Consider the following 26,730-nt stretch of genomic DNA (forward strand, 5'->3'; position numbering starts at 1 on the left):
TGACGGCGTCGCGAAAGGTCCGTTCAGTCAAGACCGGTGGGTAAGAACGGCCGCCGTCAAACGTCGCATGTCCGGGCGGACAGGGCCGCTCGGACGTCCGCGTTCATCTCCGCCAGCCGCGTGGTCAGCTCGAGGACCTTTTCGTCGTCCCAGTCACCGAGCGCGCGCTCCATGAACTCCAGATACCCGGCCCGCCTGCGCCCCAGTTCCGCACGCCCGCGCTCGGAGATGCTGATGATCGACGCGCGGCCGTCCTCGGGCGCGGGACGGCGGTCCACCATCCCCGCCGCGGACAGCTGGGAAATTTGACGACTTATGACCGAAAGGTCCACAAAGCGTCGTTTTGCCAATTCCGAAGGGCGCGCCTCGCCGTGCTTCGCCAGGTCCGACAGCAGCATCGCGGCCGCCGGATGCAGGCCGGGTTCGTCCTGCCAGGCCTGCATTATCCAGGCGTGCTGCAGCTGGGAGGCGGCCTTCAACTCACGCATCAGTTCGACCCTGGCGTCGTCGGCGGAGCTCATCGGTGCCTCCTGGCTACTTGTACAGTACAACTTTATTGGGTGACACTTGCGTAAGACAACTATTTACCTCGTGAGATCCCCCACTGCCGACCGGTTTCGAGTACACCCGTCCGGAGCAACGATGCGGGCAAAAGGGCTCTCGGCAGCTAGTCTCGCGAGCGAGCCGGAACCAGCCGACCGGCCCGACAGCCACTGACCGGAGAGGTGAATGATCCGTGAATTCTTCTCCAGTGGACCCTCGTTCGTGAACCTGGGGAACCGTCTTCCGGCATGCGCTACCCGATCAGCGACTCCCAGCCCGTGACGGCCGACGCGGTCAGCCCGGTCCCGCGGTCCTCGGCGCCGCGCGAAGCCCCGCCCGCGGTCACCGCGATGGTGCGCCTCATCCGGGACACCTGGGCGAAGTCGGAGCCCTTCATCCCGGAGATATCCCAGTTCTTCTACGGGATGCTGTTCACCCTCGCGCCGGCGACCCGCGACTTCTTCCCGATCAACATGGAGGTCCAGCGCGGCAGGCTGGTCCGCGCGCTGGTCCACATCGTGCAGATGGTCGACCGGCCCGACGACCTCGTGCCGTTCCTGACCCAGCTCGGCCGCGACCACCGCAAGTTCGGCGTCATCCCGCGGCATTACGAGGCCGTCGGCACCGCGCTGCTCGCCTCGCTGAAGAACCACCTCGGTCCGGACTGGACACCGGAGGTCGAACGGGCCTGGGCGGAGGCGTTCACCATCGTCGCCCGCGCGATGCAGGAGGCAGCCGCGGCCGACGTCAACCCGGCGTCGTGGTCGGCCACCGTGCTCGAACACCGGCGGCTCACCTGGGATCTCGCCCTGGTCCGCGTCCAGCCCGAGTTCCCGGTGCCATACCAGCCCGGTCAGTACATGAGCGTCGAAGTACCGCAACGGCCACGGCTCTGGCGCTACCTGTCGCCGGCGAACGCGCCGCGCGAGGACGGCGGCATCGAGTTCCACGTGCGCGCCGTCGACGGCGGCTGGGTGTCGCGCGCCATCGTCAGCCACACGCAGCCCGGCGACGTCTGGCGGCTGGGACCGCCGCTCGGCAGGCTGTCCATCGACCGGACCGACGGCCGCGACGTCCTGATGATCGCCGGCGGCACCGGCATCGCGCCGCTGCGCGCCATCCTGGACGACCTCGCGCAGTGGGGCGAGAACCCGAAGGTCCAGTTGTTCTACGGCGGACCGTCGCGTGAGGACCTTTACGACCTCGACGAGTTGCGCGCTCTCGCGGCCACGAACCCGTGGCTCACCGTGACGCCGGTGGTCGAACACGGTGAAGAGGCCCCCGGCTGCGTGCAGGGCACGCTCGCGGAAGCCGTTACCCAGCAAGGATCCTGGCCGGGGCACCGGATCCTCGTCGCCGGCTCGCCCGCGATGATCCGCGCGACGGTGTCCCGGATGCTGGTCGCGGGCAGCGCGCTCGACCAGATCGCGTACGACCCCTTCACCATCGACTAGGCACTGTCCGAATGCGATTCCATAATGGGGATCAGTCACCGGACGCATACCGTTACGTGACCCGGTAATCACGGAGAAAAACCCACCCGATCGGCGGATCACGCTTTCCGGCCCCAGTGGCGAAAAACACTGGTTAGCAAGGAAAATCCCGCCTGCTTGATCACCTTTACTTAGTGCCAGACGGTGTTGACGGCGCGTATATCGTTTGCTCCGTTCGAGCGGGAAACAACCATTCGTGGATCCTTTCGCGACGTTCGGGCATACAGTCGGGACCCCTCGGGGGAACACGAGCACGATGACATCGGGTCTGGAGAATATGCCCGATCCAACTGGAGAAAATCGTTCACCCATGACTGCCGAAACAGTGAAGTACGAGCATCCACCGAGTCCGTCGAGATCTTCACCGATTCCCGTTCCACCCTTGATCGAAACACCGTCGGCGGACAAGACCGTCGCGATGGCCAAGCTCATCAGGGAGAGTTTCGCCGCCGTCGAAACGAAGGCCGAGGAGCTGTCCCAGTACTTCTACGGCGTGCTCTTCTCCGTTTCGCCGGATGTCAGGGCGTTGTTCCCGATCAACATGGCCACGCAGCGAAATCGTTTGCTGCGCGCACTCGTCTACGTCGTCCAGATGGTGGACCGGCCCGACGAGCTGGCCACGTTCCTCGGTCAGCTCGGCCGTGACCACCGGAAGTTCGACGTCGTCGGCCGCCATTACGACGCCGTCGGCGTCGCGCTGATCGCCGCGTTGAAAAGGTTCCTGAAGGACGACTGGACACCGGAACTGGAAGACGCCTGGGTCACCGCGTACGGCGTCATTTCGAAGCACATGCGCGAGGCCGCGAGCAAGCAGACCGGGCCCGCGTGGTGGAAGGCGACCGTCATCGAGCACCGCCTCGCCTCCCGCGACGTCGCCGTGGTCAAGGTGCGCACCGACCAGCCGCTCCCGTATCGGGCCGGCGGCTACGTCAGCGTCGAAGTCCCGCAGCGGCCGCGCATGTGGCGATACTTCTCGCCCGCCACCGCGCCGCACCAAGACGGAACGATGGAGTTCCACGTGCACGCCGTGCGCGGCGGCTGGGTCTCGCGCGCGATCGTCCACCACACCCGGTTCGGCGACGTCTGGCGCCTCGGTCCGTCGCTCGGCGCGCTTTCGGTGAACCACACGGAAAGACGTCCGCTGCTGATGATCGGCGGCGGCACCGGCGTCGCGCCGCTGCTCGCCCTGCTCGACGACATGTCGCGCTGGAAGAACAACCCTCCGGTGCACCTGTTCTTCGGCGGCCGCCGTCCGGAAGACCTCTACGCACTCGACGAACTCCGCGGGCTCACCGTCACCTGCCCTTGGCTGACGGTAACCCCGGTGACCGAGGAAGGCACCATCGCCGGTGGCGACCGCGGCACGCTGGCCACGGCGGTCACCCAGCGCGGCGCTTGGAAGGAGCGCGACGTGTACGTCGCCGGGTCACCGCCGATGATCCGGGCGACGATCGCGAAACTGCTCGCCGCGGGCACCGACCTGGAGCGGATCAAGTACGACCCCTTCACCCTGGACTGAACCGATGCGTCCTTCGTATTAGGCCGATCGGCTGTTCCACCTGGGCTTGACGCAGCAGTAGGTCAGTGAATCATTGACCGCGGTCACCGGCGGATTTATGGTCTAGACCACATTGCTCCCCCTCACGGGAACACCGTCGTTCCATCCCCCAGGAGCCGGCATGACCGTCAAACGCAAGCTCGTGGCAGCCGCCGCCGGTGCGATCCTCGCCCCGATCGCCATCGTGGCCATCCCGCAGGTGGCCAGCGCACATGGCTACGTACTGTCCCCGCCCAGCCGCCAGGCGAACTGCGCCCAAGGCAAGGTTTCCGGCTGCGGTGCCATCGTCTACGAACCGCAGAGCGTCGAAGGCCCCAAGGGGCTCCGCAGCTGCAACGGCGGCGTTCCCGGATTCGCCGAGCTCAACGACGAATCGAAGCCGTGGCCCGCCGCGTCGGTCGGCAACAGCGTGACCTTCAACTGGAAGTTCACCGCCTACCACCGGACCACGAACTACGAGTACTACATCGGTGGCACCAAGATCGCCGACATCAGCGGGAACAACTCCGCGCCGAAGGACCCGACGTCGCACACGGTGAGCCTGAACGGCTTCAGCGGCCGCCAGAAGGTGCTCGCCATCTGGAACATCGCGGACACGCCGATGGCCTTCTACAGCTGCATCGACCTGCAGATCGGCGGCGGCAATCCGCCCACGACGAGCAACCCGCCGACCACCAGCAACCCGCCCACGACGTCGAACCCGCCGACCAGCACCACCAACCCGCCCACCGGCGGCACCTGGGCGGCCGGGACGTCCTACGCGGTCGGCAACACGGTGACCTACGGCGGCGTCACTTACCGGTGCCAGATGACACATACGGCGATCCAAGGCTGGGAGCCGCCGAACACACCCGCGCTGTGGACACGGCAGTGAAGCTGGCCCTCGTTCTCGTCGCCGGCCTCGTGGCCCTCGCGGGCTGCGGGGGCGGCGACGGCTCACCGCCCAACGCCGGCGCCCCGATCTCCCCGGTCCCCCAGTCGGCGGAGGCGTCCGCGGCGTACAACGACGCCGACGTGATGTTCCTGCAGATGATGATCGCCCACAACAACCAGGGCGTGGAGATCGTCAAACTGGTGAAGGCCAAGCAGGGGCAGAAGCAGGAGCTGACGAATCTCGCGGCCGCCATCGAGGCGACGCAGCAGACCGAGACCACCGACATGCGGAACTGGCTGAAGGCCTGGGGCAAACCCGAGACGGGTTCGGCGGATCCGCACGCGCACCACCATCACGGTGGCGACGGACTCACCGACAAGGGCCTCCTCGAAGCACTGTCCAAAAAGGATGGTGCGGAGTTCGGCCTCGACTTCGCCGACATCTTCGTCGCGCACCAGCACAACGGGGTCGCGCTGGCGAGGACCGAGCTGAAGGACGGCAAGAACCCGGAGGCGAAGGCGCTGGCCCAGCGGATCATGGACTCGCGCACCGGCGAGGTCCAGCAGATCCGGACCCTGGTGCCCGGCCAATAACGCATTTAGTCCTCTGAATGCGGGGTAAGGCGACACGCGCGCTGGGCTCAGGCTCCACCACCTCCGCCTTGCCAAGGTGGCGTTCCGGACCCCACCCGCAGCAGGTACCTCAAAGGTGACCCGGAGCATTCAGAGGACTAATTGCGTTTTCTGGGCTTCCAGACCACGAGCGCCGTCTGCTGCCGCAAGGGAACGAGATCCTTGCGGTAGGAGGCGTGCACGGCCGCGGCCGTCTGTTCGGCGGCGACGTACGCCGCCGTGAGCTCTTCGGTCAGTTCGGCGATTCGCGCGCGGAGCGCGTCGACCTGGTTCTCCAGCTCGATGATCCGCTTGATGCCCGCGAGGTTGACACCGTCCTCTTGGGACAGTCGCTGCACTTCGCGCAGCAACGCGATGTCCCGCATCGAGTAACGCCGTCCACCGCCGGAGGTCCGGCCCGGCGACACGAGACCCTGGCGGTCGTAGGACCGCAGGGTCTGCGCGTGCAGGCCGGAAAGCTGCGCCGCCACCGAAATGACGAACACCGGGGTGTCCTCGTCCGCACCGTGCGGCAGCCCGCCGAACATCGTGCTCACCTGCCTTCGAGAAGTTCGGTGATCTCCGGTCGCGGATCGTGATCTGCCATGGCCTCCGCGTAGGCCTCCAGCGCTTCACGGGCCTTGTCGTCCAATTTGGCCGGGATGGCCGCCTGCAGGGTGACCAGCAGATCGCCCTGCGAGCCGTCGCGTTTCGCGATTCCCTTGCCGCGCACCCGGAGCACGCGACCGCTCGCTGTGCCCTGCGGCACCTTCAGCGAGACCTTGCCCTCGAGCGTCGGCACGGTGATCGTGCCGCCGAGGGCCAGCTCCGTGAAGGACACCGGCACGGTGATCGTCAGGTCGAGGTCCTTGCGCCCGAACACCGCGTGCGGAGCGACGTGCACGCGGACGTACAGATCGCCCGGCTGCGCGCCGCCACGGCCCGGTTCACCCTGGCCTGCCAGCCGGATCCGCTGGTCGTCGGCGACGCCCGGCGGGATCCGCACGGTCAGCGTGCGGGTGCGGGTGCTGATGCCCTCGCCCGCGCATTCCGGGCAGGGGTCGTCGATGATCGTGCCGCGGCCGCGGCAGTCACGGCACGGCTCCGAGAACGCGAACGCGCCCTGGCTCCGGCTGACCAGCCCGCTGCCCTGGCAGGTCGCGCACGTCCTCGGGGAAGTCCCCGGCTTCGCGCCGTTGCCGCCGCAGGTGGAACAGGTCGCCGGGCTCGACAGCCGCAGTGGCAGGGTCGCGCCCTTGACCGCCTCGGCGAAATCGATCCGGACGTCGGTCTCCACGTCCGCGCCGCGCTGCGGCCGGTTCGCCGTGGCACCGGCCGCGCCGCCGCGACGGCCGAAGAGCCCGCCGAGGATGTCGCCGAGACCGCCGAAGCCGCCCTGCTGCTGACCCGCCTGGCCGAAGATGTCGCCGACGTCGAAACCGCCGCCGCCACCGCCGGCCCCCGGGAAGCCGAAGCCGCCGGGACCGCCGGAGCCGAAGAGGCGCCGAGCCTCGTCGTACTCCTTGCGCTTGGACGTGTCGGAAAGAACGCCGTACGCCTCGGAGACCGCCTTGAACTTCTTCTCGGCCTCCGCGTTGCCCGCGTTGGCGTCGGGGTGGTTCTCCTTGGCCAGCTTGCGATAGGCCTTCTTGATCTCGTCCGCGGTGGCGTCGGAGGAGACGCCCAGCTCACGGTAGAAGTCCTTACCGATCCATTCCCGTGCACTCACCGAACGTCTCCTCCTTTCACGCCGTATCGCCGATCAGCGGTTGTTCTCATCGAAAAGTTCGCCCTCGAGCGGCAGCTCGCCACCGACGGGCGGGTCCACCGGGGCGCCCTGCGCCGACGGCGCGGGAGCCGCGCCCGGCTCGTGGTCGGTGACCCCGACCAGCGCCGCGCGCAGCACGCGTTCGCCGAAGCGGTATCCGCGGCGCATGACCGTGGTGACCGTCGGCCCGGTGACGTCCGGCGACGTGCTGTGCTGGACCGCCTCGTGGACGCTCGGGTCGAAGGGCTCGCCCTCGGCGCCGAACGGCTCGAGGCCCGACCGCTGCAGGCTGCCGACCAGCTTCTCGCCGACCGCCTTGAAGGCGCCCGTCAGATCGCCGTGCTGCTCCGCGCGCTCGAGGTCGTCGAGCAGCGGGAGCAGATCGTTGACGACCGACGCCTTCGCGCCGGAGACGACCTGCTCGCGGTCACGGTCGACGCGCTTGCGGTAGTTGGCGTACTCCGCCTGAAGACGCTGGAGGTCGGCGGTGCGTTCCGCCAGCTCCTTCTCCAGTCCGGTGGCCACCGACACCGAGTCGTCCACAATGGACTCCCCGAGGCCGGGGCCCGCGTGTGCGGCGGGCTCCGGCTCCGTCGGGACAGCCGGCTCTTCGGTCGGAGCGGCGTGCTTCGGACCATCCTTGGGCTCGGTCGCCGGGGCGGCCGAGCGGACCTCACCGGTCAGCGGATCGATCCGCCTACGGTCCCGCACGACCACCGGTTCGTCCGGGCCCCGGCCCTCGGTTTCGTCGTAGCGTCCGGTCACTTCTTGTCCTTCTCGTCCTCTTCGACGATCTCGGCGTCGACGACGTCGTCCGCCTTGGCCTGCGAACCGGCACCCGCGCCCGCCGCACCGGCGGCACCATCACCGGCGGCACCTTCGGCGCCCGGGGTGGCGTTGGCGTAGAGCGCGGTGCCCAGCTCCTGGGAAGCCGTGTTCAGCTTCTCGATGGACTCGCGGATCTTCGCCGAGTCGGTGCCCTTGAGCGCCTCGTTGGCCTCGTCGATCGCGGACTTCACCTTGCCCTTGAGCTCGTCGGGCAGCTTGTCCTCGTTGTCCTTGACGAACTTCTCGGTCTGGTAGACCAGCGTCTCCGCCTGGTTGCGGGTCTCCGCCTCCTCGCGGCGCTGCTTGTCCTCCTCTGCGTGCGCCTCGGCGTCCTTGACCATGCGCTCGATGTCGTCCTTCGGCAGCGCGGAGCCACCGGTGATCGTCATCGACTGCTCCTTGTTCGTGCCGAGGTCCTTCGCGAGGACGTGCACGATGCCGTTGGCGTCGATGTCGAAGGTGACCTCGATCTGCGGCACGCCACGCGGGGCGGGCGGGAGACCGGTCAGCTCGAACATGCCGAGCTTCTTGTTGTGCGCCGCGATCTCGCGCTCACCCTGGAACACCTGGATCTGCACCGAGGGCTGGTTGTCGTCCGCGGTGGAGAAGATCTCCGAACGCTTGGTCGGGATCGTGGTGTTGCGCTCGATGAGCTTGGTGAACACGCCGCCCTTGGTCTCGATGCCCAGCGAAAGCGGGGTCACGTCGAGCAGGAGGACGTCCTTGACCTCGCCCTTGAGTACACCGGCCTGCAGCGCCGCGCCGACGGCGACGACCTCGTCCGGGTTGACGCCCTTGTTCGGCTCGCGGCCGCCGGTCAGCTCCTTGACCAGCTCGGACACGGCGGGCATGCGGGTGGAACCACCCACGAGCACGACGTGGTCGATGTCGCCGACGGCGACACCCGCGTCACGGATGACGTTGTTGAACGGCTTGCGGGTGCGCTCGAGCAGGTCCGAGGTGATCTTCTGGAACTCGGCGCGGGAGAGCTGCTCGTCGAGGAACAGCGGGTTCTTGTCCGCGTCCACCGTGATGTACGGCAGGTTGATGCTGGCCGAGTTCGAGCTGGAGAGCTCGATCTTCGCCTTCTCGGCGGCCTCACGGATGCGCTGGAGCGCCATCTTGTCCTTGGTGAGGTCGATGCCGTTGGACGACTTGAACTTGTCGACCAGCCAGGTGACGATGCGCTCGTCCCAGTCGTCACCGCCGAGGTGGTTGTCACCGGAGGTCGCGCGGACCTCGACGACACCCTCGCCGATCTCCAGCAGCGAGACGTCGAACGTACCGCCACCGAGGTCGAAGACCAGGATGGTCTGTTCCTTCTCGCCCTTGTCGAGGCCGTACGCCAGCGCCGCCGCGGTGGGCTCGTTGACGATGCGGAGCACGTTCAGGCCGGCGATCTGCCCGGCCTCCTTGGTGGCCTGCCGCTGCGCGTCCTCGAAGTAGGCGGGGACGGTGATGACCGCGTCGGTGATGGTCTCGCCCAGGTACGCCTCGGCGTCGCGCTTGAGCTTCATCAGCACGCGGGCGCTGATCTCCTGCGAGGTGTAGGCCTTGCCGTCGATCTCGGTCTTCCAGTCGGTACCGATGTGCCGCTTGACCGACCGGATGGTCCGGTCGACGTTCGTCACGGCCTGGTTCTTCGCCGGCTGGCCGGTCAGCACTTCGCCGTTCTTGGCGAAGGCGACGATGGACGGGGTGGTGCGGGAACCTTCCGAGTTGGCGATGACCGTCGGCTCGCCGCCCTCAAGGACAGCGACGACCGAGTTGGTCGTGCCGAGGTCGATGCCGACCGCTCGCGCCATGGTGTGATCCTCCTGCTAGTTCGTGACCTGCACGTTTCGACCCACCTTGAGTGGGCTCAACGCAAGTTGTATCGGGATGGTGGGGCTTCCGTCAAGCCGGACTTGAGTCACCCTCACTCAACCTTGTATCCGGCTCAACGTGCGGCACGATCGTCTTGTTCCCGGACTACCGGCAGACCGTGCCCGGAGCGGGTGTGACGCCGCTCGCAGTGTTCTCTATCGCGCGACCGCGCTCGCGCTGCCAGGGCGCACACCGCATGCACGTCACCTCCCGTCGAAGGCGCCCTGCCATCCCGATCACGGGGCCTGACGGCCGAAACGCGCGACTCCAAAAGATCAAGGGCTTCCGGCCACCTCAAGCTCGGTCACCTGCCGAAGGCACGGGCCAGCCCGCGCACCCGCTCGCCATGTCCCAGAACTCCGAATACCGCCAGCCGTGCGGCGAGAAGGTTTTCACCAGTCCCTGCATCGCCCGCATGTCGGCGTAGGAGGTGAACGGCGAGCCGAAGTCGTGACAGCCGATCGCGCGATACGCGCCGTAGGACGGGTCGAGCTGGGAGTACGGCAGCAGTCCGTCCGCGTTCCCCGCCGTCGCGGCCTCGATCGCCTTCGCGAGGTCCGGCCAGAACGCGGGGAGGATGAGGCTGCCGTAGACGCCGGCCGCCATCTCCTCGGCGGTCGCGTTCCGCCCGAGCTGTTTCGACGGCACACCTCCGGGCGTCCGCATCAGCGCGTCGTAAGTGGCGAGGGCGTCCTTGCCGCGAAGCGCGCAGTCGGCCGACGTCGTGCACCACCGCGCGAAGTCCTTGAGCGCGCTTTCGGTCGCGATGGCCTCTTCGAGGACCGCCTGCCTGGTCGGCCGCGAGTGGTCGACCGCGCCGTCGAGCACCATCGTCCGGATGCGCTTCGGGTACTTCTCCGCGTACACGGCACCGAGTTCGGAACCGTAGGAGACGCCGAGCCAGTTCACCTTCGGCTCGCCGAGGGCGACACGGATCGCTTCGATGTCGTCCGCGGCCCGCCAAGTGTCCACAGAGGACAATCCGGGACCGGTCCTGTTCAGACATTCGCCGCCCGAAGCGCGGTTGTGCGCGAGGAGCTTGTCGTAGTCCGCGCGGCTCCGCGGGAATCGGCTGATCGCCGGATCGTGCAGACCCGGCCCGCAGGTGATCGCGGGCCCGCTGTCGCCGACGCCGCGCGGGTCGAACCCGATGACGTCGAACCGCTGCCGCACTTCGGCCATTTCCGGCCGGTCCAGCGCGAAACCGCGGCCGCCGTACTTGAGCACGGTGACGCCGGCACCGCCCGGACCGCCCGGATTGGTCAGCAGCGAACCCACGCGACGCGCGGGATCGGTCGCGGGCAGTTTCGCCAGCGCGATCGAAAAGCCATCGCTCACCGGCAGGCTCGCGCATTCCAGTGTCGGCGCGTACTCGGTCGCGCACGGCTTCCAGTCGATCCCTGGCGCGGCGGACGCGGGCAGCGCGGAAAGCGGCAGCAGGGTCAGCGCGGTGATCGCGGCGAGCGTCTTCATACAGGCTTCACCGTGATCGAGCCGGTGCCGGCCTGGAGGTCGAGGACGTTCGCCGAACCCTGGTCCTGCCGGACGCCGCCGGTCTCGACCTTGCCGACCTCCGCCTTCGCGCGGACCTGGTACGCGCCGTCGGGAACGGTGACGACGACCTTGCCGACCTCCGCGTTCGCGGTGACCGCGCCCGGCTTCGCGAGACCGACCTCGATGTCGCCGGTGCCGGTGCGCAGGTTGACCGGCCCGGACGTGTTCATCACCTTGAAGTCGCCGACGTCGCCCTTCAGATCGACCGAGGCGGCGCGGGCGAGGGTGATCTTGCCGGTGCCGATGGACCCGGAGATCGCCAGCTCGCGCGGCACCACGACGTCGTAGTCCACGCCGCACTGCTGGCAGCCGCCGAGGACCAGCGTGCCGTTCTCGACGCTGTACGTCTTGCCGGGATTCTTGCCGTTATAAGTCACTTCGCGGCGCAGCGAGACGGGGGCGCCGTCCTCGACCCGCAGCGTGACCGCGCCGACCGGGACGTCCACCCGGATCGCGGTGACCTGCTCGGTGACGGGCGCGCCGTCACTCAGTTTCTGCTGGAATTCCCCTGTGCAGCCGACGATCCCGAAGGCGGTCAGCGCGCCGAGAGCGAGCGCGCCGAGGACGCGCTTTTCTTTGTTCCCCATGAGAAAGTGTTTCCCCCGATAAGTCCGTCAGGCCGCTTTGACCTTGACGCTTCCGCTGTCGGTGTTGAGATCGAGTTTGTGCTGAGCCGAACCGGACTGGTTCACGTCGATGTCGCGGCTGCCGCTGTCACTGGTGCCGGTGACGTTGTAGTCGCCTGCCGGAACGGTCACCTCGACCGAACCGCTGGCGGTCCGCGCCGCGACGTCGGCGCCCTTGACCAGTTCGAGTTCGATGCGGCCGCTGTCGGTGTGGGCATCGACGTTGCCGCCGAGCCGTTCCCCCTTGATGCCACCGGAAGCCGCCCGCACGGTGACGGCCTGCCCGATATTCGCCAGTTCGACGCGGCCCGCGTCGGACCGGACCTTGACGGTGCCCGGCACGTCGGTGACGGACACGGCGCCGGAATCGACCGTGACGTCCACAGTGGACACTCCGGCGATGTCGAGCGCACCCGAGTCCAGCTTGCCCGAGACCGGGATTCCGGCCGGGACCACCACGTCGTAGCGGACCTCGCAGGTGGTGCCGCACCCGGCCAGGACCAGCGTGTCGCCTTCCACGCGGAAGGAGTCGCCCGGCTTGTTCCAGCGGTACTCGAACTCCTGGTGGATCCGGACCGGCCCCTCGCCGGTGCGGATCTTGACCCGGCCCTCGTCGTTGTCGATGCGCACGCTGCGGATCGGCTGGGTGACCTCCGAGGTGGCCTCCGCGTCGGACGGCCACCACCAGCCGAGGCCGGTGAGGACACCGACGCCGATCAACGCGATGCCTCCGATCGCGAGGAGTGGGCGCGCCATGGTCTTGAGTCCCTCCAGAGCAGGTTTTCGTGTAGCTCGACGCTAAGGGCAGCGCGGCGGGTTGGACATAGGGGTAACCCCCGGATTCATCCCTGAACCCGCACCGGGGTCCTCGGGGTCATAACCTGGCTCCGTCATCTGTTCGACGATCAGGAGGACGCATGCCGCAGGCACCCGATCCGTACGACTTCCTGCCCGATCTGCCTGCCTTCACCTTGAGCAGCACCGACATCGAGGAAGGTGGCTTCCTGCCGACGCCCCAGCTTTCCGGGATCTTCGGCGCGGGCGGCGAGGACCGTTCCCCGCAACTGTCGTGGGAGGGCTTCCCCGCCGGGACCAAGAGCTTCGCCGTGACCTGCTACGACCCGGACGCCCCGACGGCGAGCGGGTTCTGGCACTGGGCGGTGTTCGACATCCCCGCGTCGGTCACGGCGCTGGCCGCGAACGCGGGTGACGAGACAGGCTCCGGTCTGCCGGAGGGCGCTGTCACCCTGAAGGGGGACGGTGGCGTGAAGCGGTTCCTCGGCGCTGCCCCGCCGCCCGGACACGGGCCGCACCGGTACATCTTCACGGTGCACGCCGTCGACGTCGAAAAACTGGAAGTCGGCGAAGACGCCACGCCGGCTTTCCTTGGCTTCAACCTCTTCAGCCACGCCATCGCCCGGGCATCGCTCACGGCCCTGCACGAGAACAAGGGCTGAACCGGCTTTCCGTGAAGGCCTCCTTCCCTACTCTCAGGGTAGGGAAGGAGGCCTTCACGGACTTTGGCCGCTCTCGCTAGACCTGCCCGTTCGCCCGGTTCCGCTCCATGTACTGCCCCTCGGGCGGGTCGCCGAAGCCGAACCGCCGGTACAAACCGTGCGCGTCGGCGGTGTGCAGCATCCACCGGAACTCCGCACCCGGTCCGTTGTCGATCATCTCCCGGACCAGTTCCTTGCCGAGCCCCGCGCCGCGCGCCTCGTCGACGACGAAGACGTCCGCGAGGTACGCGCTGCCGATGGTGTCCGAGAACGCCCGCGCGAACCCGACCAGCCGACCGCTCGAAGTCTCGTACGCGCCGACGACCCGCCACGCGTTCCGGAAGACCTTCTCGACCTGCTCGCGGTCTCGCCACTTGCCCCAGTAGACCTCGGTGGACAGGCACTTCCACACCACGTCGAGGTCCACCCGAGCCGGGTCGTCATCCAGTTCGTACGCGCCGACAGTCCTCATGATCCGAACGCTACCCAGCAGGTCAACGGGGTTTCAGCAGGTAGTCCACCACCGGCCGCAGCTCGTCGGCGGACGGCGGTTCGTCGTCGATGAGGCCCTGGATCAGCAGGCCGTCGATCCCGGCGAGGAACACCCGGAACGCGACCTCGTCGTCGTGCCGGACCATCGAGGTGAGCACGTCCAGCCAGCGCCGGGCGGCGGGCCGCAGTTCGGGTTTACGCGCGGCCAGCAGGTACAGCTCGTACTCCGCCATCGTCCGCCCGCGGCGCGGGCCCAGCGCCTCCGCGAGCAGACCGGCGACCTCCTCCGCGCCGCGGCTGCCCCGGGAGCGGGCGCGGTCGATCATCCAGTAGACCTCGGTCGCCATATCCCTCGCGCACGAGATGAGGGTGGCGATCAACAGGTCGTCGAGACTCGAGAAGTGATAGGTGGTCGAAGCCGTCGGCACGCCCGCCTCGGCGGCGACCGTCCGGTGGGTGACACCGGCGACTCCGTCGCGTTCGATCACCCGCAGCGCGGCCGCGATGATCTCCTCGCGCCGCTTCTCGCCCCTGGCCTTCCGGCCGTCGACCTGGATCTTCACTTAGTGCGCGCCTCCTGCCTCGATCAACACGACACCGCCGATCACCAGCACCAGCCCGGCGATCACGGACAGGTTGACCGGCTCCTTGAAGAACACGATGCCGACGGCCGCCACCAGCGCGACTCCGGCCGCGGCCCAGATCGCGTAGGCGATGCTCACCGGAACGCCCGCCTTAAGCACGTACGCGAGCGCGACGAACGCGACGGCGTATCCGACGACCACGACGATCGACGGGCCCACCTTGCTGAAGCCCTCGGAAAGTTTCAACGACACCGTCGCGGACACCTCCGCGGCGATGGCCAAAGCGAGGAGAAGGTACGCACCCATGTCACAAAAACTACCTGGACGATCGTCTTAAAACAAAGAGAGGCGTACACCACATCGGTGGGACTTGGGCGCGGTCAGTGGGTTACCCATCAGTAAGAAGCATTAGTCTGCCTCCACCACCACAGCTTCACTCGGACGAAAGGCACCCGACGATGGGCGCTGTACAGCTGACGCTCGGCGGGATCGCGGTCCTGCTCGGCGTCGTCGCCTGGGGAATGTTCTTCGCGACCATCGCCCGCTTCGTGCGGGTGATCCGCCTCGGTCAGCCGGACTCGACCCGCAACGGCCCGTTCATCCCGCGCATGAAGACCCTGATCAAGGAATTCGCCGCGCACACCCGGATGAACAAGGTCAAGAGCGTCGGCCCGGCGCACTGGCTGGTCATGTGGGGCTTCCTGATCGGGTCGCTCGCCCTGTTCGAGGCGTACGGCGAGGTCTTCGTCCCGACCTGGGGCTGGCCCATCCTCGACGACTGGTCGCTGTTCCAGCTGCTCATGGAACTGCTCGGGGTCGGCACGATCGTCGGCATCCTGGTGTTGATCTGGGTCCGCCAGAAGAACCACCCGCGCCGCGCCGACCGGCAGTCCCGCTTCCAGGGCTCCAACTTCAAGTGGGCGTACTTCATCGAGGCCGTCGTGCTCATCGAGGGCATCGGCATCATCGGCGTCCGCGCCGCGAAGTCCGCGCTGAACGTCCACGAAACCCCGATCTGGGCCGCGTTCGTCTCGCACCCGATCGGTGAGCTGCTGCCCGCCAGCCCGAACCTGGTGTCGGTGTTCGCGTTCGTCAAGCTGATGAGCGCCACGATCTGGCTGATCGTCATCGCGCGCACGATGACCATGGGCATCGCCTGGCACCGGTTCAGCGCCTTCTTCAACATCTACTTCAAGCGCGAGGACGACGGCGGCGTCGCGCTGGGCGCGCTCAAGCCGATGATGAGCAACGGCAAGGTGCTCGACCTTGAAGAGGCGGACCCGGACGAAGACACCTTCGGCGTCGGCAAGATCGAAGACTTCAGCTGGAAGGGCTGGCTGGACTTCTCCACCTGCACCGAATGCGGCCGCTGCCAGTCGCAGTGCCCCGCGTGGAACACCGGCAAGCCGCTTTCGCCGAAGCTGCTCATCACACAACTTCGCGACCACGCCTACGCGAAGGCGCCGTACCTGCTCGCGGGCGGCAAGCGCGACATGGCCGGCGACGAGGTCGGCTTGTCCGGCGACAACATGTACGCCGGTATCGACGTCCTCGCGATCGCGGAGTCCCAGAAGGCCCTCATCGGCGACGACGGTGGCGTCATCGACCCCGAGGTGCTGTGGTCCTGCACTTCCTGTGGAGCGTGTGTCGAGCAGTGCCCGGTGGACATCGAGCACGTCGACCACATCGTCGACATGCGCCGCTACCAGGTGATGATCGAGTCCGCGTTCCCCAGCGAGCTCAACGGGATGTTCAAGAACCTGGAGAACAAGGGCAACCCGTGGGGCCAGAACGCCAAGGACCGGCTCGCCTGGACCGAGGACCTGGACTTCGACGTGCCGGTGTTCGACGGCGACCTCGGCGACACCGAGTACCTCTTCTGGGTCGGCTGCGCCGGCGCGTTCGAGGACCGCGCGAAGAAGACCACGCGCGCCGTCGCGGAGCTGCTGCACATCGCCGGCGTCAAGTACACCGTGCTCGGCTCAGAGGAGTCCTGCACCGGTGACCCGGCCCGCCGCGCGGGCAACGAGTTCCTGTTCCAGATGCTGGCGCAGCAGAATGTCGAGATCCTGAACTCGGTGTTCGAGGGCCGCGAACGCAAGGCGCGCAAGGTGGTCGTCACCTGTGCCCACTGCTTCAACACCCTCGCGAACGAGTACCCGGAGCTGGGCGGCCAGTTCGACGTCGTGCACCACACGCAGCTGCTCAACCGCCTGGTGCGGGAGAAGCACCTGACCCCGGTGGCCCCGGTCGCCGAGGACGTCACCTACCACGACCCGTGCTACCTGGGCCGCCACAACAAGGTCTACGACGCTCCTCGTGAGCTCGTCGGCGCTTCGGGCGCGCAGCTGCGCGAGATGCCGCGGCACGGCGACCGCTCGATGTGCTGTGGTGCCGGTGGCGCGCGGATGTGGATGGAAGAGAAGATCGGCAAGCGGATCAACGTCGAGCGCGTCGACGAAGCGCTCGGCACCGCCCCCTCGAAGATCGCGACCGGTTGCCCGTTCTGCCGCGTGATGCTCACCGACGGCGTCACGGCGCGCCAGAGCGACGGACAGGCTAGCGAGAAGGTCGAGGTCGTCGACGTCGCCCAGTTGCTGCTGACCGCCGTCAAGCGGAAGCCGGAACCGCAACTGGTCCCGGCGGGAGCGCCCTCTTTGGACGCCGTCTCGGACGCCGAACTCGACGGAAAGGCCGACGTGCCCACCGACGAAACGGCCACCGGAACCCCGCTGCCGGAGGAAGACAAGTAGAACGTCACAACCGGAGGGGGCATTCTCTCGCACATAATGCGAGAGAATGTCCCCTTTTGTTTTATGGCGTACGGACCATTCGGTCCCGTTACCCGTTCGGCGGTACACCGTGGCGATAGGCTGCAACGGATCCGGAAAAAAAGGGGGGCGAGGAAATCGATGGGCAACCGGCACGAACTCCGCTCGATCAAGGAACACCGGCTCGCGATGCCGGGATCGCCGACCGTTCGCCCGCCCGCCCGCGTCCCTTCGTCCGCGGCATTCGCCAGGATAGCCCAGGAAGCGACCATCCCCAGCATCCCGGCCGCCCGGCGGCCGCCGCGGCAGGAACGTCGTCGCACGCGCGTCCGCCCGTACGTCCGCACGGGCGGACGCACCCAGTCCAAACGGAACTTCGCGATCGAAGCGATGATTTCCATCCGGAACGACGCGCCGTGGAACGCGCCGGGGTTCAGCATCGAATTCCATTCCGTGAGATCGCTCTGCCGGCGTCCTACTTCGGTCGCCGAAGTAGCCGCGTCACTAAGCGTTCCACTCGGCGTTGCAAAGGTCCTTTTGGGTGATATGGCCGAACTCGGTTTGGTCACCGTTCATGAAACGCAAGCTGAATTCGACGGTCATCCGGCACTCGCCTTGATGGAACGCGTCCTGCAGGGATTGCGTCGCCTGTGAGATCACCGCACTCGCACTACGCTACGCGAGGTGAGTGAAGAATCCGGTGACGAAAGCACCCTGACCGTGGTGCTGGCGGGTGGGGTCAACCTCGCCATCGCCGTGCTGAAACTGATCGCCGGGATCATCACCGGCTCCGGCGCGATGCTGTCGGAAGCCGCGCACTCGGTGGCCGACACGATCACCGAAGTCCTCTTGCTGACCGCGCTGAAACGGTCGGACCGGCCCGCCGACCGCGTCCACCCGTTCGGCTACGGCAAGGAACGGTACTTCTGGTCGCTGCTCGCGGCGGTGTCGATCTTCGCCTCAGGCGCGATGTTCGCGCTCTACGAAGGCTTCTCGACGGTCTTCGGCGAAGCGACCGAGCAGACAGATCCGATCGTCGGCTACGTCGTCCTCGCGATCGCGTTCGCCCTCGAGTCCGTCTCGTGGTTCCAGGCCGTGCGGCAGGTGCGGCGCGACGCCGCGGAGTCGGGCCAGAAGGTCTCGGTCTATCTGCGGGTGATCGACGATCCGGCCCCGAAGACCGTCCTGTTCGAGGACTCGGCCGCACTGATCGGCTTGCTGCTCGCGTTCGCCGGGATCGGGCTGCACCAGCTCACCGGCTCGCATGTCTGGGACGGCGCGGCGTCGATCGCGATCGGTGTCCTGCTCGCGCTGGTCGCCTACATGCTCGGGCGCACCAACCGCGGCCTGCTGATCGGCAGGCAGGCGGATCCGAGGCTGGTGCGCGGGGTCCGGGATCACCTGATGGGCGCACCCGAGATCGAGGCCGTCGTCGACCTGCAGACCATGCTGATGGGCACCGACCAGGTGCTCGTCTGCGCCCGCGTCGACTTCGACGATTCACTCGGCGCCGCGGAGGTCGAACGCGCCTGCGTCCGGATGGCGGCCGAACTGGCGGAGGCCTTCGGCGACGTCACCGAGGTGTTCATCGAACCCGTCCCGCGCACGGACGCCGAGCTGCGCGCGGCCGTGCTCGCCCGCTACGGCGACTGGGGCAAGGGTCAGTAGCCGTAGTTCTGCGTCCAGTACATGCCCTTGGTGTTGACGCCGACGCCGATCTTCTTCAGCTTGCAATTGAGGATGTTCGCGCGGTGGCCCTCGGAGTTCATCCAGGCGTCCATCACCTTGGCGGCGTTCGATTGGCCCTTGGCGATGTTCTCGGCACCGGGCTTGTCGTACCCGGCGGCACGGATGCGCTGGTCGAACGTGACGCCTTCCGGTGTCGTGTGCGAGAAGTAGTTGCGGGCCGACATGTCGTCGCTGTGGCCCTGCGCGGCGGCGGCGAGATGCGACTCGTTGCTCACCGGCGAGCAGCCGGCGTCGGCGCGCTCGGCGTTGACGAGGTCGATGACCTGCCCGGCGAGCGAGCTGTCCTGCGAACGAGGCGGCTCCTGAGCCTTGCTCGGAGTGGGCTTGGGAGCCTCGGAGGTCTGAGCGGGCGGCTCGGCCGCGGCGGAGGACGAACTCGGCGGCGCGGAGGAAGACGTGGGGGCGGCCGAAGACGACGTCGGGGCAGGCGAGCCGGACGCGGGGCCGCCAGGAGCCGGAGCGGACGTCTGGCCGAAGTAGGCGGGAGGCTTGGCGAGCGCGTCACCGGGCCTGCCCTTGGTGTCGGGCACGCTCAACGAGAGGTTGCTCAGCGCGGTGCCCTGGAACCGATCGGTCACCATCAGGTAGCTCGCACTGGCGATCACCCCGCCCAGCAGGACACTGAGCGTGACAAGCAGTAACCGGCTTCGTGTTCTATTGGGGGACACGGGGCCGAAAACTATCACGAACTGGTTACGGCAATACCCCCGAAAGTAGTAATACCGGTCAGCGGCCGAGACGGCCCGTGGAGTCGCGCGTGATCGCCGCCGCGTCGGCGAGGAACCGGATCACGGTCTCGAGCTCACCGTCCGTGTAGTTCTCGCAGGCCTCACGGACCGACTTCACCAGGTGGTCCCACAGCGGCGCGGCCGAGGCCATCATCGCCCCGTCGATCTCGATGAGGACCTTTCGCCGGTCCTCGGGATGCGGTTTCCGGGTGACGATCCGCTTGCTCTCGAGCCTGTCGATGAGCGCGGTGATCGAGGCCGGCGCGAGCCCCGAGAGTCGCGAAAGCGCCTTCGGTGTTTGGGGCCCGAAGCGGGCGAGGTAGTCGGTCACCTTGCTTTCGACGGCCGAAAGACCGCGCTGCTCGGCGATCGCGGTGTGGAACATGACCGTCTCCGTCGACAGCGCTCGCGCTCCACCGAGGACTCGTTCGATCAGTTCCGCCCGCTCGCTTGACACGTCGGCCAGCCTAGCGGAGTCTTTAGTTCGACAGAACGAATTAGTTTCTAAGATATTCGATGGAGTGAACGAAATGGCGAAGGTACTGATCGCCGGCGGGGGTATCGCGGGCACGATCACGGCGATCGCACTGCACGAGACGGGCCACGAGCCGGTGATCCACGAGGCGTACGGCCGGACCGCCGAGGGCGTCGGCGCGTTCCTGACCCTCGCGGTGAACGGACTCGACGCGTTGGGCCCACTGGGCTTGAAAGGCCTGGTCAAGGGCCTGGGATTCGACACGCCACGGATCAGGATGCGGCTGGGCGACGGCCGCGAACTGGCCGACCTCGCCCTCGGTGGACAGCTCGAGGACGGCACCGTGAGCCAAACCGTGCTGCGCTCCGCCCTGTACATCGGGCTTCGCGACGAAGCCGTCAGACGCGGCATCGAGATCCGCTACGGCAAGCGTCTGGCCGACGCGCGCGAGACCGCTTCGGGTGTACTCGCGACCTTCGAGGACGGCTCGACGGCCGAGGGCGACCTGCTGATCGGCGCGGACGGGCTCCGCTCGCGGGTGCGGACGATCATCGACCCACGGGCGCCGTCACCGCGCTACGTGCCGCTGCTGAACACCGGCGGGGTGGCCGAGAGCCTGCGGCTGGACGACGAACCCGGCGTCATGCACATGACGTTCGGCAAGCGGCTGTTCTTCACCCACATCGTCCACCCGGACGGCGGCGTCTGGTGGTTCGCGAACGTGCCCCGGAAGCATGAGCCGTCTCCGGCCGACCTCGCCGTGCCGACCACCTGGCGAGAGGACCTGATCCGGCAATTGGCGGTGGACCGCACCCCGGCCGTCGAGATCGTGCGCGCGACGCGGGAGATCTACCGGCCGTGGGCGACGTACGACTTCCCGAGCGTGCCGGCCTGGCGGACGGACCGGATGGTCATCCTCGGCGACGCCGCCCACGCGACCTCACCGGCGGCGGGGCAAGGCGCCGCGATGGCCATCGAGGACGCCGTCACGCTGGCGCGATGCCTGCGCGACGTGCCCGCGATCCCGAAGGCGCTCGCCGTCTACGAAGGACTGCGACGCGAGCGCGTCGAAGCGGTCGTCGAGCGCGGCAAGCGCAACGGCGACTCGAAAGCGGCAGGGCCCATCGGACGGGTTATCCGGGACTTCTTCCTCACGCGGGCGTTCAAGAACCTGCCGGAGGAGGATCCGAACGCCTTCATGTGGCGGCATCGGATCGACTGGGAAGCCCCGGTCGCTTAGCGCCAGGTGTCGACGCGGTGGAAGTTCTTGTACGCGCGGCTCGGGGTCGGACCCCGCTGCCCCTGGTAGCGCGAACCGGCCTCGTTCGAACCGTACGGGAACTCCGCCGCGCTGGACAGGCGGAAGATGCAGAGCTGACCGATCTTCATCCCCGGCCAGAGCGTGATCGGCAGGTTCGCCACGTTCGACAGCTCGAGGGTGATGTGGCCGGAGAAGCCCGGGTCGATGAAGCCCGCGGTGGAATGCGTGAGCAGCCCGAGGCGGCCGAGGGAGGACTTGCCCTCCAGACGGCCGGCGAGGTCGTCGGCGAGCGTGACGGTCTCGTAGGTGGAGCCGAGGACGAACTCGCCGGGGTGGAGGACGAAGGGGTCTTCGCCCTCCTTCTCGACCAGCGAGGTCAGCTCGTCCTGCTGGAGCTGCGGGTCGATATGCGTGTACTTACTGTTGTCGAACACGCGGAAGTAGCGGTCGAGTCGCACGTCGATGCTCGACGGCTGGACCATCGTCGGGTCGAACGGGTCGACGCCGAGACGGCCGGCGTCGAGCTCTTTACGGAGGTCACGGTCGCTGAGGAGCACGCGGCCAGCGTAGTCAAGCGGCCTTCATGTGCTTGCCGTAGGTCGGGTCGAGCCCGAACACCTTGGTGACCTGCCGGAGATAATGGCGCCGTCCGGCGGCCCCGATCAGCTCCTGGAGCGCCGTCGCGCCCGGCACCACCCGCCGGACCGTCTCGGCGGCGAAGTTGACGCCCGCCACCGCGATCACGGTCGCCTGCGCGAGCGGATCGTCGGGCAGCTCCAGGAAGTCGGCGTTGGTCTTGCCCAGCAGGAGCCTGCTGATCGCCCCGTGCCCGGCGACCGAAACGTGCGAAAGGACCTTGCCGACCGCGCCCCGGCCCTCGCCGATCGCGGCATGGGACTTCATGAGCGCCGCGGCGAGCCGTTTGGAATCGTCGTCGGGGATGAACTCGGTGGTGGCGAGCAGCCACAGCAGACGCCAGGCGTCGTCCTCGCCGGCGGGCAGGAGTTCCTCGTCGACGCCCATCAGCCAGCCGACGTAACGCCAAAGGTGCAGGATGTCGGCGCGCTCGCGGGCGCTGTAGCGGAGCCCGAGTAGTTGCGTGCCGAAGACGTAGACGAGCGAGAAGAGCAGGAGCGTGCCCGCGGTCTGGACCTGGTTGACCGGCTTGTCCCAAGCGGCGTAATCCCAGTCCTTGCGGCGGTTCATGGCCGCGCGGACGTGCGCGTGCACGATCCGCACCCGCAACGCGGACTCGTACCCGCGCCCGCCGGGCACCAGCGCGCCGGGCGTCGTCACGTGGATCCACCACGTCGCCGTCTCGACGAGGCGCCGCGCCGCCTTGTACTCGATCTCGCCGGTGCCGACGAGCGCCTTCGTGGCGCGCGACGCGAGGTAGCCGCCCATCAGCGAAACGTCGCCGAGCGGGAACAGACCGAGCAACCCGGCGCGCGTGATCGCACGGGCTCCGCGATCCAACCGGTCCGAATCGACCCAGTACGGCGTCGCCTCGACGTCGCGGAAGAAGGCTTCGAGCTCCTCCGGCGGACTCTCGACGCTGTCGATGCCTTGCCGCAGCGCCTGTTCGAACTGGCCTTGAGCACCCTCGCGCAACAGCGGCACCAGCACGTCGGCCGCCGGATCCTCCCGCTGCGCGAACCGCCGCAACCGGGCCACCTGGCGCTCGTCGCCCCTGATGTCGCCCTCGATGAACAACCTCGACGCGACCCGGAACCCGCCTTGACGGAACAGTTCGGGATCAGGCAGCCGCTCGCCCATCCGGATCACCTCCGAGGTCGACAACAAGTGTTGTCACTTTCGCGGGCGACGTCAAGGATGGGGTGGGGCTTGGCAAGGGGAGATCCGGACCATGTATGCTGGCCACGCACTGCGGATGTAGTTCAATGGTAGAACATCAGCTTCCCAAGCTGAATACGCGGGTTCGATTCCCGTCATCCGCTCTCACGCGAAAGCCCCAGGTCAGTGGATGTCCACTGAGGACCTGGGGCTTTCGCTTTGCCTCGGAGTACTCGATGACCGAGACCTTGCCGGACGATCTTCGCGCCGACGTCCAGACGCTCTGGGACTACCACGACATGCACCACGAACTCCGGCCCGCCGACGTCGGGATCGGACTCGGCAGCCACGACCTCGGGGTCGCCACCTTCACCGCGGAACTGTTCCACGCCGGTATGTTCCCGCTCATCGTCTTCACCGGAGCCAACGCGCCGACGACCGTCGACCGGTTTCCGCGCGGCGAGGCCATCCACTACCGCGAACACGCACTTGAGCTGGGCGTGCCGGACGACGCCATCCTGGTCGAGCCCGAGGCACGGAACACGGGGGACAACATCGCGCTCACGCGTCGGCTGTTGGAGTCTCGTGAGGTCGGGTCGGTCGTTCTCATCTCGCGGCCGTACCAGCAGCGGCGCGCTTACGCGACCTGCAAGAAGCTCTGGCCAGAGGTCGACGTCATCTGCGCTTCCCGACCGTTGCCGCTGGATGACTACGTCGCGAGCATCGGCGACGTAGACCGCGTCATCACCATGCTCGTCGGTGACACGCAACGGATCACCGTCTATGCCGAGCGCGGTTTCGCTGTCCAGCAGGACATCCCGAACAACGTCGCCGAGGCTTACGATCGTTTGGTCCAGGTTGGCTTCAGAGAACGCCTTTTGCCTCAGGACTGGTGACTGTGTGGATTTCGGGACGTCAGATGTCCCAAAATCCACACAGTCCCGCGTCACCGGCCCTGTCGCGACCTGAGCCGAAGCCGGGGACCGTCCCTCGCTGAGCGGCTAGCTTCTGGCGCGTGCGGAAAAGGTCGAGCGACAGTACGGCGGCCTTGCTGACCGTGCTGGCCGGGTCGCTGATCCTTCCGTTCCTCCTGGTCGGCGGGATCTTCCTCATCGTCGGCTTGAACACGGGCAGCACCCCTGGGCCGTACACCGTCGTTTTCGCCAAGGCGGGTGACGAATGCGGGGCGACAGGGCAATATCTCGACGCGTCCACAGGGAACCGCTGAGATGTATGGGTCCGGGAGTGCTCCGGGACGCCTCGCTGGAATTCCCCGGTTTCTCCCGCGAGCAGAACGACGAGGTTCGCCGCTTGCTGGCCACGTTGGCGGAAGACGGCGATCTGAGCGTTTTCGACCATCGTTCTGTCCAGGCCAAGATCGACGGGATCGCGGCCGGATTGCCGCCGGGGATCCGCGTCGAGCGGGAATCCGGCTCGACGCGGATCTGGATCGGCTCGGGTTTGACGGTCGCCGGCCTGCTCTTGCTTTCCGACTTCGTCTGGCGATGGCGGCAGAACCGCCGGACCGGTTGTTGATTTCCCAGCGTTGTTACCTTGCCGGGTATGGAGATCCGGGAATTCACCGAAGAGGACTGGGTGCAGGTCTGGCCGATCGTGCGCGAAGTCGTGCGGGCCGCGGACACGTACACCTACGACCCGAACCTCACCGAGGACGCCGCGCGCGCGAGCTGGATCCAGACGCCGCCGGGCCGGACGGTGGTCGCGGTCGAAGGCGGCCGCGTGTTCGGGACGGCCAAGATGGGGCCGAACCGCGGCGGACCCGGGTCGCATGTGGCGACGGCCAGTTTCATGGTGGACAAGGAAGTTCGCGGCAAGGGCATCGGCGGTGCGCTGTGCGCGAACGCTCTGCGGTGGGCCAGGGAGCAGGGTTTCGCGGGGATGCAGTTCAACGCGGTCGCCGAATCGAACGTGGCCGGGGTCCGGATCTACGAACGGCTCGGGTTCGAGATCGTCGGCACGGTGCCGGGCGCGTTCGAGCACCCGACGCTGGGGCGCATCGGGCTGCACGTCATGTACTGCGACTTCGGCTGAAGGTCAGCCTTCGACGAGTTCCCAGGGGGCGCCGGCGCTCGGCCGGTCGTACACCTGGCCGGGCGCGGCGCTCAGCACCAGGGCGACGTCCGGGTACAGGGTGACGGCGTGCTCCATTTCGAGGGCTTCGACCTCGAAGTCCTCGTTCTCCGGCACCTGGAAGCCGACGAGCAGCCAGCTGCCGTCGGCCTCGCGGACGACCTGGCGCACGGCGCGGGCCGGGGCGGCGGGGTCGGTGGAGATCTCGGCGAGTTCGGTGCTCACGTGGACTTCTTCCAGCGGCGAGCCCGGATGCGTCCACGCGGCGAGGCGGGCGGCGCGCACCAGGAGGTCTTCCTCGTCGTCGTCCGAGTCGGCGACCGAGCTCAGCAGCCACGTGCGCCGTTCCGGATCCCAGTCGGCGGCCATGCCGGTGGGGAGGCCGGCCAGCGCGGCGATCTCCGGGATGAGCTCCACCGCGTCCCGCAGGGGCAGCGCGCCGAACGCGTCCTTGTTCTCCTCCATGTCCTCGGAGAACTCGTTGCCGTCGCTGATGAACCAGTCACCGTCGTCGTCGAGGACGACGAACGCGAGGTTCGACGGGTCCTCCACCAGCGACCGGGAGATGATCACCGGCGACTCGGGATCCTGACTCAGCGGCCAGTTCTCGCTCGACATGCTGGGCTCCCAACGGGGTTGTCCGGCTGTGGGGCACCATCCCACCATCTTCGGCGTTCCCGCCGCGCACCGGACCGGCGGAAGGTCATTCGCTGAGGTCGTACTCGTCGACGTCGAGCGCGGCGGCGGCTTCGGTGAGGAACGCGATGACGGCGGGCGAGAGATGCCAGCCGAATTCCTCGCCGCCGTCCCGGTGATGGAAGTAGCGCACCACTTGCAGCACCGCGCTCGCGCCTTCGTCCACCAGCCTCCGGATTTCCGGGCGGACGGGGGCGAGCCTGCCGATCACGCTCTCGATCTGGTCGTCGACCGGTTCCGGACCGCGATGCGTCACCTTCCAGGCGTGCATCCGCGGCAACCGGTGTTCGGCGGACCGTGAACCCAGTACCAGGACCTCGTCGGGCTCCATGCCGAGCCGCGCGGTGATCTCCCCGGCGGACACGGTTTCGCTCTTCAAGGCGAAGTAGCAGTACTGGTGGACCTTCATACGCCCGGCACCCTAGCTTTCGGGCAGGCTGACCAGGTGAAACGTGACCAATCGCTTATCGAACGTCTCGCGCGGGAGCGCAACGCCTGGTTGTGCACGCTCCGGGCGGACGGATCGCCGCACGTCACGCCGGTGTGGTTCGTGTACCTCGACGACGTCTTCTGGATCGGCAGCGGCGAGCGGAACGTGAAGGTGCGCAACGTCGGCAACGATCCGCGCGTCAGTCTCGCGCTGGAAGACGGTGACGCGCCGGTTGTCGTCGAAGGCCTGGTACGAGTCCATCGCGGAACGCTGCGCGCGGACGTTCTCGAGGCGCTGGCGGCGAAGTACGACGGCTGGGCGGCAGGCGAGGAGATCGAGCCGTTCGGCGCCAGGGTGCTGCTGGAAGTCCCCGTTAAGCGGTGGCTGCTCGCGGGTGTCGCCCAATAGTCTGGAAAGTCCGATACCGATCTTTGGGATGGAC

At 67.6% G+C, this 26,730-nt stretch carries 31 protein-coding genes and 1 tRNA gene; 15 read left to right on the plus strand and 17 right to left on the minus strand.

Annotation, left to right across the window (positions count from 1 at the left end; translation table 11 throughout):
• Positions 1-56: 56 nt before the first annotated feature.
• Positions 57-521 (minus strand): MarR family winged helix-turn-helix transcriptional regulator, encoded by a 465-nt coding sequence (locus AC069H_RS00955; RefSeq protein ID WP_478230960.1) that lies wholly within the window; start codon positions 519-521, stop codon positions 57-59.
• A 270-nt stretch (positions 522-791) separates the two neighbouring features.
• On the opposite strand from AC069H_RS00955, the gene AC069H_RS00960 reads away from it, so the two are divergent.
• The 4 genes from AC069H_RS00960 to AC069H_RS00975 all read left to right on the plus strand — a co-directional run bounded on the left by AC069H_RS00960 (position 792) and on the right by AC069H_RS00975 (position 5,061).
• Complete coding sequence (locus tag AC069H_RS00960; RefSeq protein WP_340686177.1) at positions 792-1,997, plus strand: globin domain-containing protein; 1,206 nt, start codon at positions 792-794, stop codon at positions 1,995-1,997.
• A gap of 457 nt (positions 1,998-2,454) precedes the next feature.
• On the plus strand, positions 2,455-3,555 hold the full coding sequence (locus AC069H_RS00965; protein WP_478224457.1) for a globin domain-containing protein: 1,101 nt from the start codon (positions 2,455-2,457) through the stop codon (positions 3,553-3,555).
• 160 nt (positions 3,556-3,715) lie between these two features.
• Entirely contained in the window at positions 3,716-4,468 is a 753-nt protein-coding gene (locus tag AC069H_RS00970) for a lytic polysaccharide monooxygenase (RefSeq protein ID WP_478224138.1), read from the plus strand.
• A complete protein-coding gene (locus AC069H_RS00975) occupies positions 4,453-5,061 on the plus strand; it encodes a DUF305 domain-containing protein (protein WP_478230961.1) in 609 nt (202 codons plus the stop codon). The genes AC069H_RS00970 and AC069H_RS00975 overlap by 16 nt, the downstream gene beginning before the upstream one ends.
• Positions 5,062-5,198: 137 nt before the next feature.
• On the opposite strand, the gene AC069H_RS00980 is transcribed toward AC069H_RS00975, so the two are convergent.
• From AC069H_RS00980 to AC069H_RS01010, 7 genes are all read right to left on the minus strand, one after another.
• Complete coding sequence (locus tag AC069H_RS00980) at positions 5,199-5,627, minus strand: heat shock protein transcriptional repressor HspR (RefSeq protein ID WP_340688519.1); 429 nt, start codon at positions 5,625-5,627, stop codon at positions 5,199-5,201.
• A gap of 5 nt (positions 5,628-5,632) precedes the next feature.
• Positions 5,633-6,808 carry a molecular chaperone DnaJ gene (dnaJ, locus tag AC069H_RS00985; RefSeq protein ID WP_478224135.1) on the minus strand — a complete coding sequence of 392 codons (1,176 nt, stop codon included), beginning with the start codon at positions 6,806-6,808 and terminating at the stop codon, positions 5,633-5,635.
• Between the two features lie 33 nt (positions 6,809-6,841).
• On the minus strand, positions 6,842-7,612 hold the full coding sequence (gene grpE / locus AC069H_RS00990) for a nucleotide exchange factor GrpE (protein WP_478230962.1): 771 nt from the start codon (positions 7,610-7,612) through the stop codon (positions 6,842-6,844).
• Entirely contained in the window at positions 7,609-9,480 is a 1,872-nt protein-coding gene (gene dnaK, locus AC069H_RS00995; protein WP_478224133.1) for a molecular chaperone DnaK, read from the minus strand. The genes grpE and dnaK overlap by 4 nt, the downstream gene beginning before the upstream one ends.
• 355 nt (positions 9,481-9,835) lie before the next feature.
• A complete protein-coding gene (locus tag AC069H_RS01000) occupies positions 9,836-11,014 on the minus strand; it encodes an alpha/beta fold hydrolase (protein ID WP_478230963.1) in 1,179 nt (392 codons plus the stop codon).
• A complete protein-coding gene (locus AC069H_RS01005) occupies positions 11,011-11,682 on the minus strand; it encodes a DUF4097 family beta strand repeat-containing protein (RefSeq protein WP_478224130.1) in 672 nt (223 codons plus the stop codon). The genes AC069H_RS01000 and AC069H_RS01005 overlap by 4 nt, the downstream gene beginning before the upstream one ends.
• A 27-nt stretch (positions 11,683-11,709) precedes the next feature.
• Positions 11,710-12,477 (minus strand): DUF4097 family beta strand repeat-containing protein, encoded by a 768-nt coding sequence (locus tag AC069H_RS01010; RefSeq protein WP_478230964.1) that lies wholly within the window; start codon positions 12,475-12,477, stop codon positions 11,710-11,712.
• A gap of 161 nt (positions 12,478-12,638) precedes the next feature.
• On the opposite strand from AC069H_RS01010, the gene AC069H_RS01015 reads away from it, so the two are divergent.
• On the plus strand, positions 12,639-13,178 hold the full coding sequence (locus tag AC069H_RS01015; RefSeq protein ID WP_478230965.1) for a YbhB/YbcL family Raf kinase inhibitor-like protein: 540 nt from the start codon (positions 12,639-12,641) through the stop codon (positions 13,176-13,178).
• Between the two features lie 76 nt (positions 13,179-13,254).
• Here AC069H_RS01015 and AC069H_RS01020 read toward each other — a convergent pair whose 3' ends face one another.
• Genes AC069H_RS01020 through AC069H_RS01030 form a run of 3 tightly spaced genes read right to left on the minus strand, consistent with a single transcriptional unit; the run spans position 13,255 to position 14,599 of the window.
• Positions 13,255-13,689, minus strand: coding sequence for a GNAT family N-acetyltransferase (locus AC069H_RS01020; protein ID WP_478224125.1), 435 nt, complete (start codon positions 13,687-13,689; stop codon positions 13,255-13,257).
• Between the two features lie 22 nt (positions 13,690-13,711).
• Positions 13,712-14,272, minus strand: coding sequence for a TetR/AcrR family transcriptional regulator (locus tag AC069H_RS01025; protein ID WP_126736128.1), 561 nt, complete (start codon positions 14,270-14,272; stop codon positions 13,712-13,714).
• Positions 14,273-14,599 (minus strand): DMT family transporter, encoded by a 327-nt coding sequence (locus AC069H_RS01030; protein WP_125679527.1) that lies wholly within the window; start codon positions 14,597-14,599, stop codon positions 14,273-14,275.
• 152 nt (positions 14,600-14,751) lie between these two features.
• Between AC069H_RS01030 and AC069H_RS01035 the strand changes: the two genes are divergently transcribed.
• The 3 genes from AC069H_RS01035 (at position 14,752) to AC069H_RS01045 (ending at position 18,732) form a co-directional block, all read left to right on the plus strand.
• Positions 14,752-17,046 (plus strand): (Fe-S)-binding protein, encoded by a 2,295-nt coding sequence (locus AC069H_RS01035; RefSeq protein WP_478230966.1) that lies wholly within the window; start codon positions 14,752-14,754, stop codon positions 17,044-17,046.
• A 159-nt stretch (positions 17,047-17,205) separates the two neighbouring features.
• The gene (locus AC069H_RS01040; RefSeq protein ID WP_478224122.1) at positions 17,206-17,718 is read left to right on the plus strand and encodes a DUF742 domain-containing protein; all 513 of its coding nucleotides are present in this window, start codon (positions 17,206-17,208) and stop codon (positions 17,716-17,718) included.
• A 30-nt stretch (positions 17,719-17,748) separates the two neighbouring features.
• Entirely contained in the window at positions 17,749-18,732 is a 984-nt protein-coding gene (locus tag AC069H_RS01045) for a cation diffusion facilitator family transporter (protein WP_478230967.1), read from the plus strand.
• On the opposite strand, the gene AC069H_RS01050 is transcribed toward AC069H_RS01045, so the two are convergent.
• Positions 18,726-19,418, minus strand: a complete 693-nt coding sequence (locus tag AC069H_RS01050) for a CAP domain-containing protein (RefSeq protein WP_478231394.1) — start codon at positions 19,416-19,418, stop codon at positions 18,726-18,728. The genes AC069H_RS01045 and AC069H_RS01050 overlap by 7 nt on opposite strands.
• A 121-nt stretch (positions 19,419-19,539) precedes the next feature.
• The gene (locus tag AC069H_RS01055; protein WP_478224119.1) at positions 19,540-19,998 is read right to left on the minus strand and encodes a MarR family winged helix-turn-helix transcriptional regulator; all 459 of its coding nucleotides are present in this window, start codon (positions 19,996-19,998) and stop codon (positions 19,540-19,542) included.
• Positions 19,999-20,071: 73 nt separating this feature from the next.
• Here AC069H_RS01055 and AC069H_RS01060 point away from each other — a divergent pair, with 73 nt between their 5' ends.
• Entirely contained in the window at positions 20,072-21,256 is a 1,185-nt protein-coding gene (locus AC069H_RS01060; protein WP_478230968.1) for an FAD-dependent oxidoreductase, read from the plus strand.
• Here AC069H_RS01060 and dcd read toward each other — a convergent pair.
• Both dcd and AC069H_RS01070 read right to left on the minus strand, forming a co-directional pair.
• On the minus strand, positions 21,253-21,834 hold the full coding sequence (gene dcd, locus AC069H_RS01065; protein ID WP_125679521.1) for a dCTP deaminase: 582 nt from the start codon (positions 21,832-21,834) through the stop codon (positions 21,253-21,255). The genes AC069H_RS01060 and dcd overlap by 4 nt on opposite strands.
• A 13-nt stretch (positions 21,835-21,847) precedes the next feature.
• Complete coding sequence (locus tag AC069H_RS01070) at positions 21,848-23,053, minus strand: oxygenase MpaB family protein (protein ID WP_478230969.1); 1,206 nt, start codon at positions 23,051-23,053, stop codon at positions 21,848-21,850.
• A 111-nt stretch (positions 23,054-23,164) separates the two neighbouring features.
• On the opposite strand from AC069H_RS01070, the gene AC069H_RS01075 reads away from it, so the two are divergent.
• The 5 genes from AC069H_RS01075 (at position 23,165) to AC069H_RS01095 (ending at position 25,123) form a co-directional block, all read left to right on the plus strand.
• Positions 23,165-23,235, plus strand: a tRNA-Gly gene (locus AC069H_RS01075).
• A 72-nt stretch (positions 23,236-23,307) separates the two neighbouring features.
• Positions 23,308-23,967 (plus strand): YdcF family protein, encoded by a 660-nt coding sequence (locus AC069H_RS01080; RefSeq protein WP_478230970.1) that lies wholly within the window; start codon positions 23,308-23,310, stop codon positions 23,965-23,967.
• Positions 23,968-24,086: 119 nt separating this feature from the next.
• On the plus strand, positions 24,087-24,299 hold the full coding sequence (locus AC069H_RS01085) for a hypothetical protein (protein WP_478230971.1): 213 nt from the start codon (positions 24,087-24,089) through the stop codon (positions 24,297-24,299).
• Positions 24,300-24,316: 17 nt separating this feature from the next.
• Positions 24,317-24,607: a hypothetical protein gene (locus AC069H_RS01090; RefSeq protein ID WP_478230972.1), complete on the plus strand. Its 291-nt coding sequence runs from the start codon at positions 24,317-24,319 to the stop codon at positions 24,605-24,607.
• A gap of 27 nt (positions 24,608-24,634) precedes the next feature.
• Entirely contained in the window at positions 24,635-25,123 is a 489-nt protein-coding gene (locus tag AC069H_RS01095) for an N-acetyltransferase family protein (protein ID WP_478230973.1), read from the plus strand.
• Positions 25,124-25,126: 3 nt separating this feature from the next.
• Here the strand turns inward: AC069H_RS01095 and AC069H_RS01100 are convergent, their stop codons facing one another.
• Both AC069H_RS01100 and AC069H_RS01105 read right to left on the minus strand, forming a co-directional pair.
• A complete protein-coding gene (locus tag AC069H_RS01100; RefSeq protein ID WP_478224080.1) occupies positions 25,127-25,780 on the minus strand; it encodes a hypothetical protein in 654 nt (217 codons plus the stop codon).
• 85 nt (positions 25,781-25,865) lie between these two features.
• A complete protein-coding gene (locus AC069H_RS01105; RefSeq protein WP_478224078.1) occupies positions 25,866-26,267 on the minus strand; it encodes a DUF4279 domain-containing protein in 402 nt (133 codons plus the stop codon).
• 36 nt (positions 26,268-26,303) lie between these two features.
• On the opposite strand from AC069H_RS01105, the gene AC069H_RS01110 reads away from it, so the two are divergent.
• Positions 26,304-26,696 carry a pyridoxamine 5'-phosphate oxidase family protein gene (locus tag AC069H_RS01110; RefSeq protein WP_478230974.1) on the plus strand — a complete coding sequence of 131 codons (393 nt, stop codon included), beginning with the start codon at positions 26,304-26,306 and terminating at the stop codon, positions 26,694-26,696.
• Positions 26,697-26,730 lie beyond the last annotated feature (34 nt).

Source organism: Amycolatopsis sp. NPDC043887 (assembly GCF_056435665.1).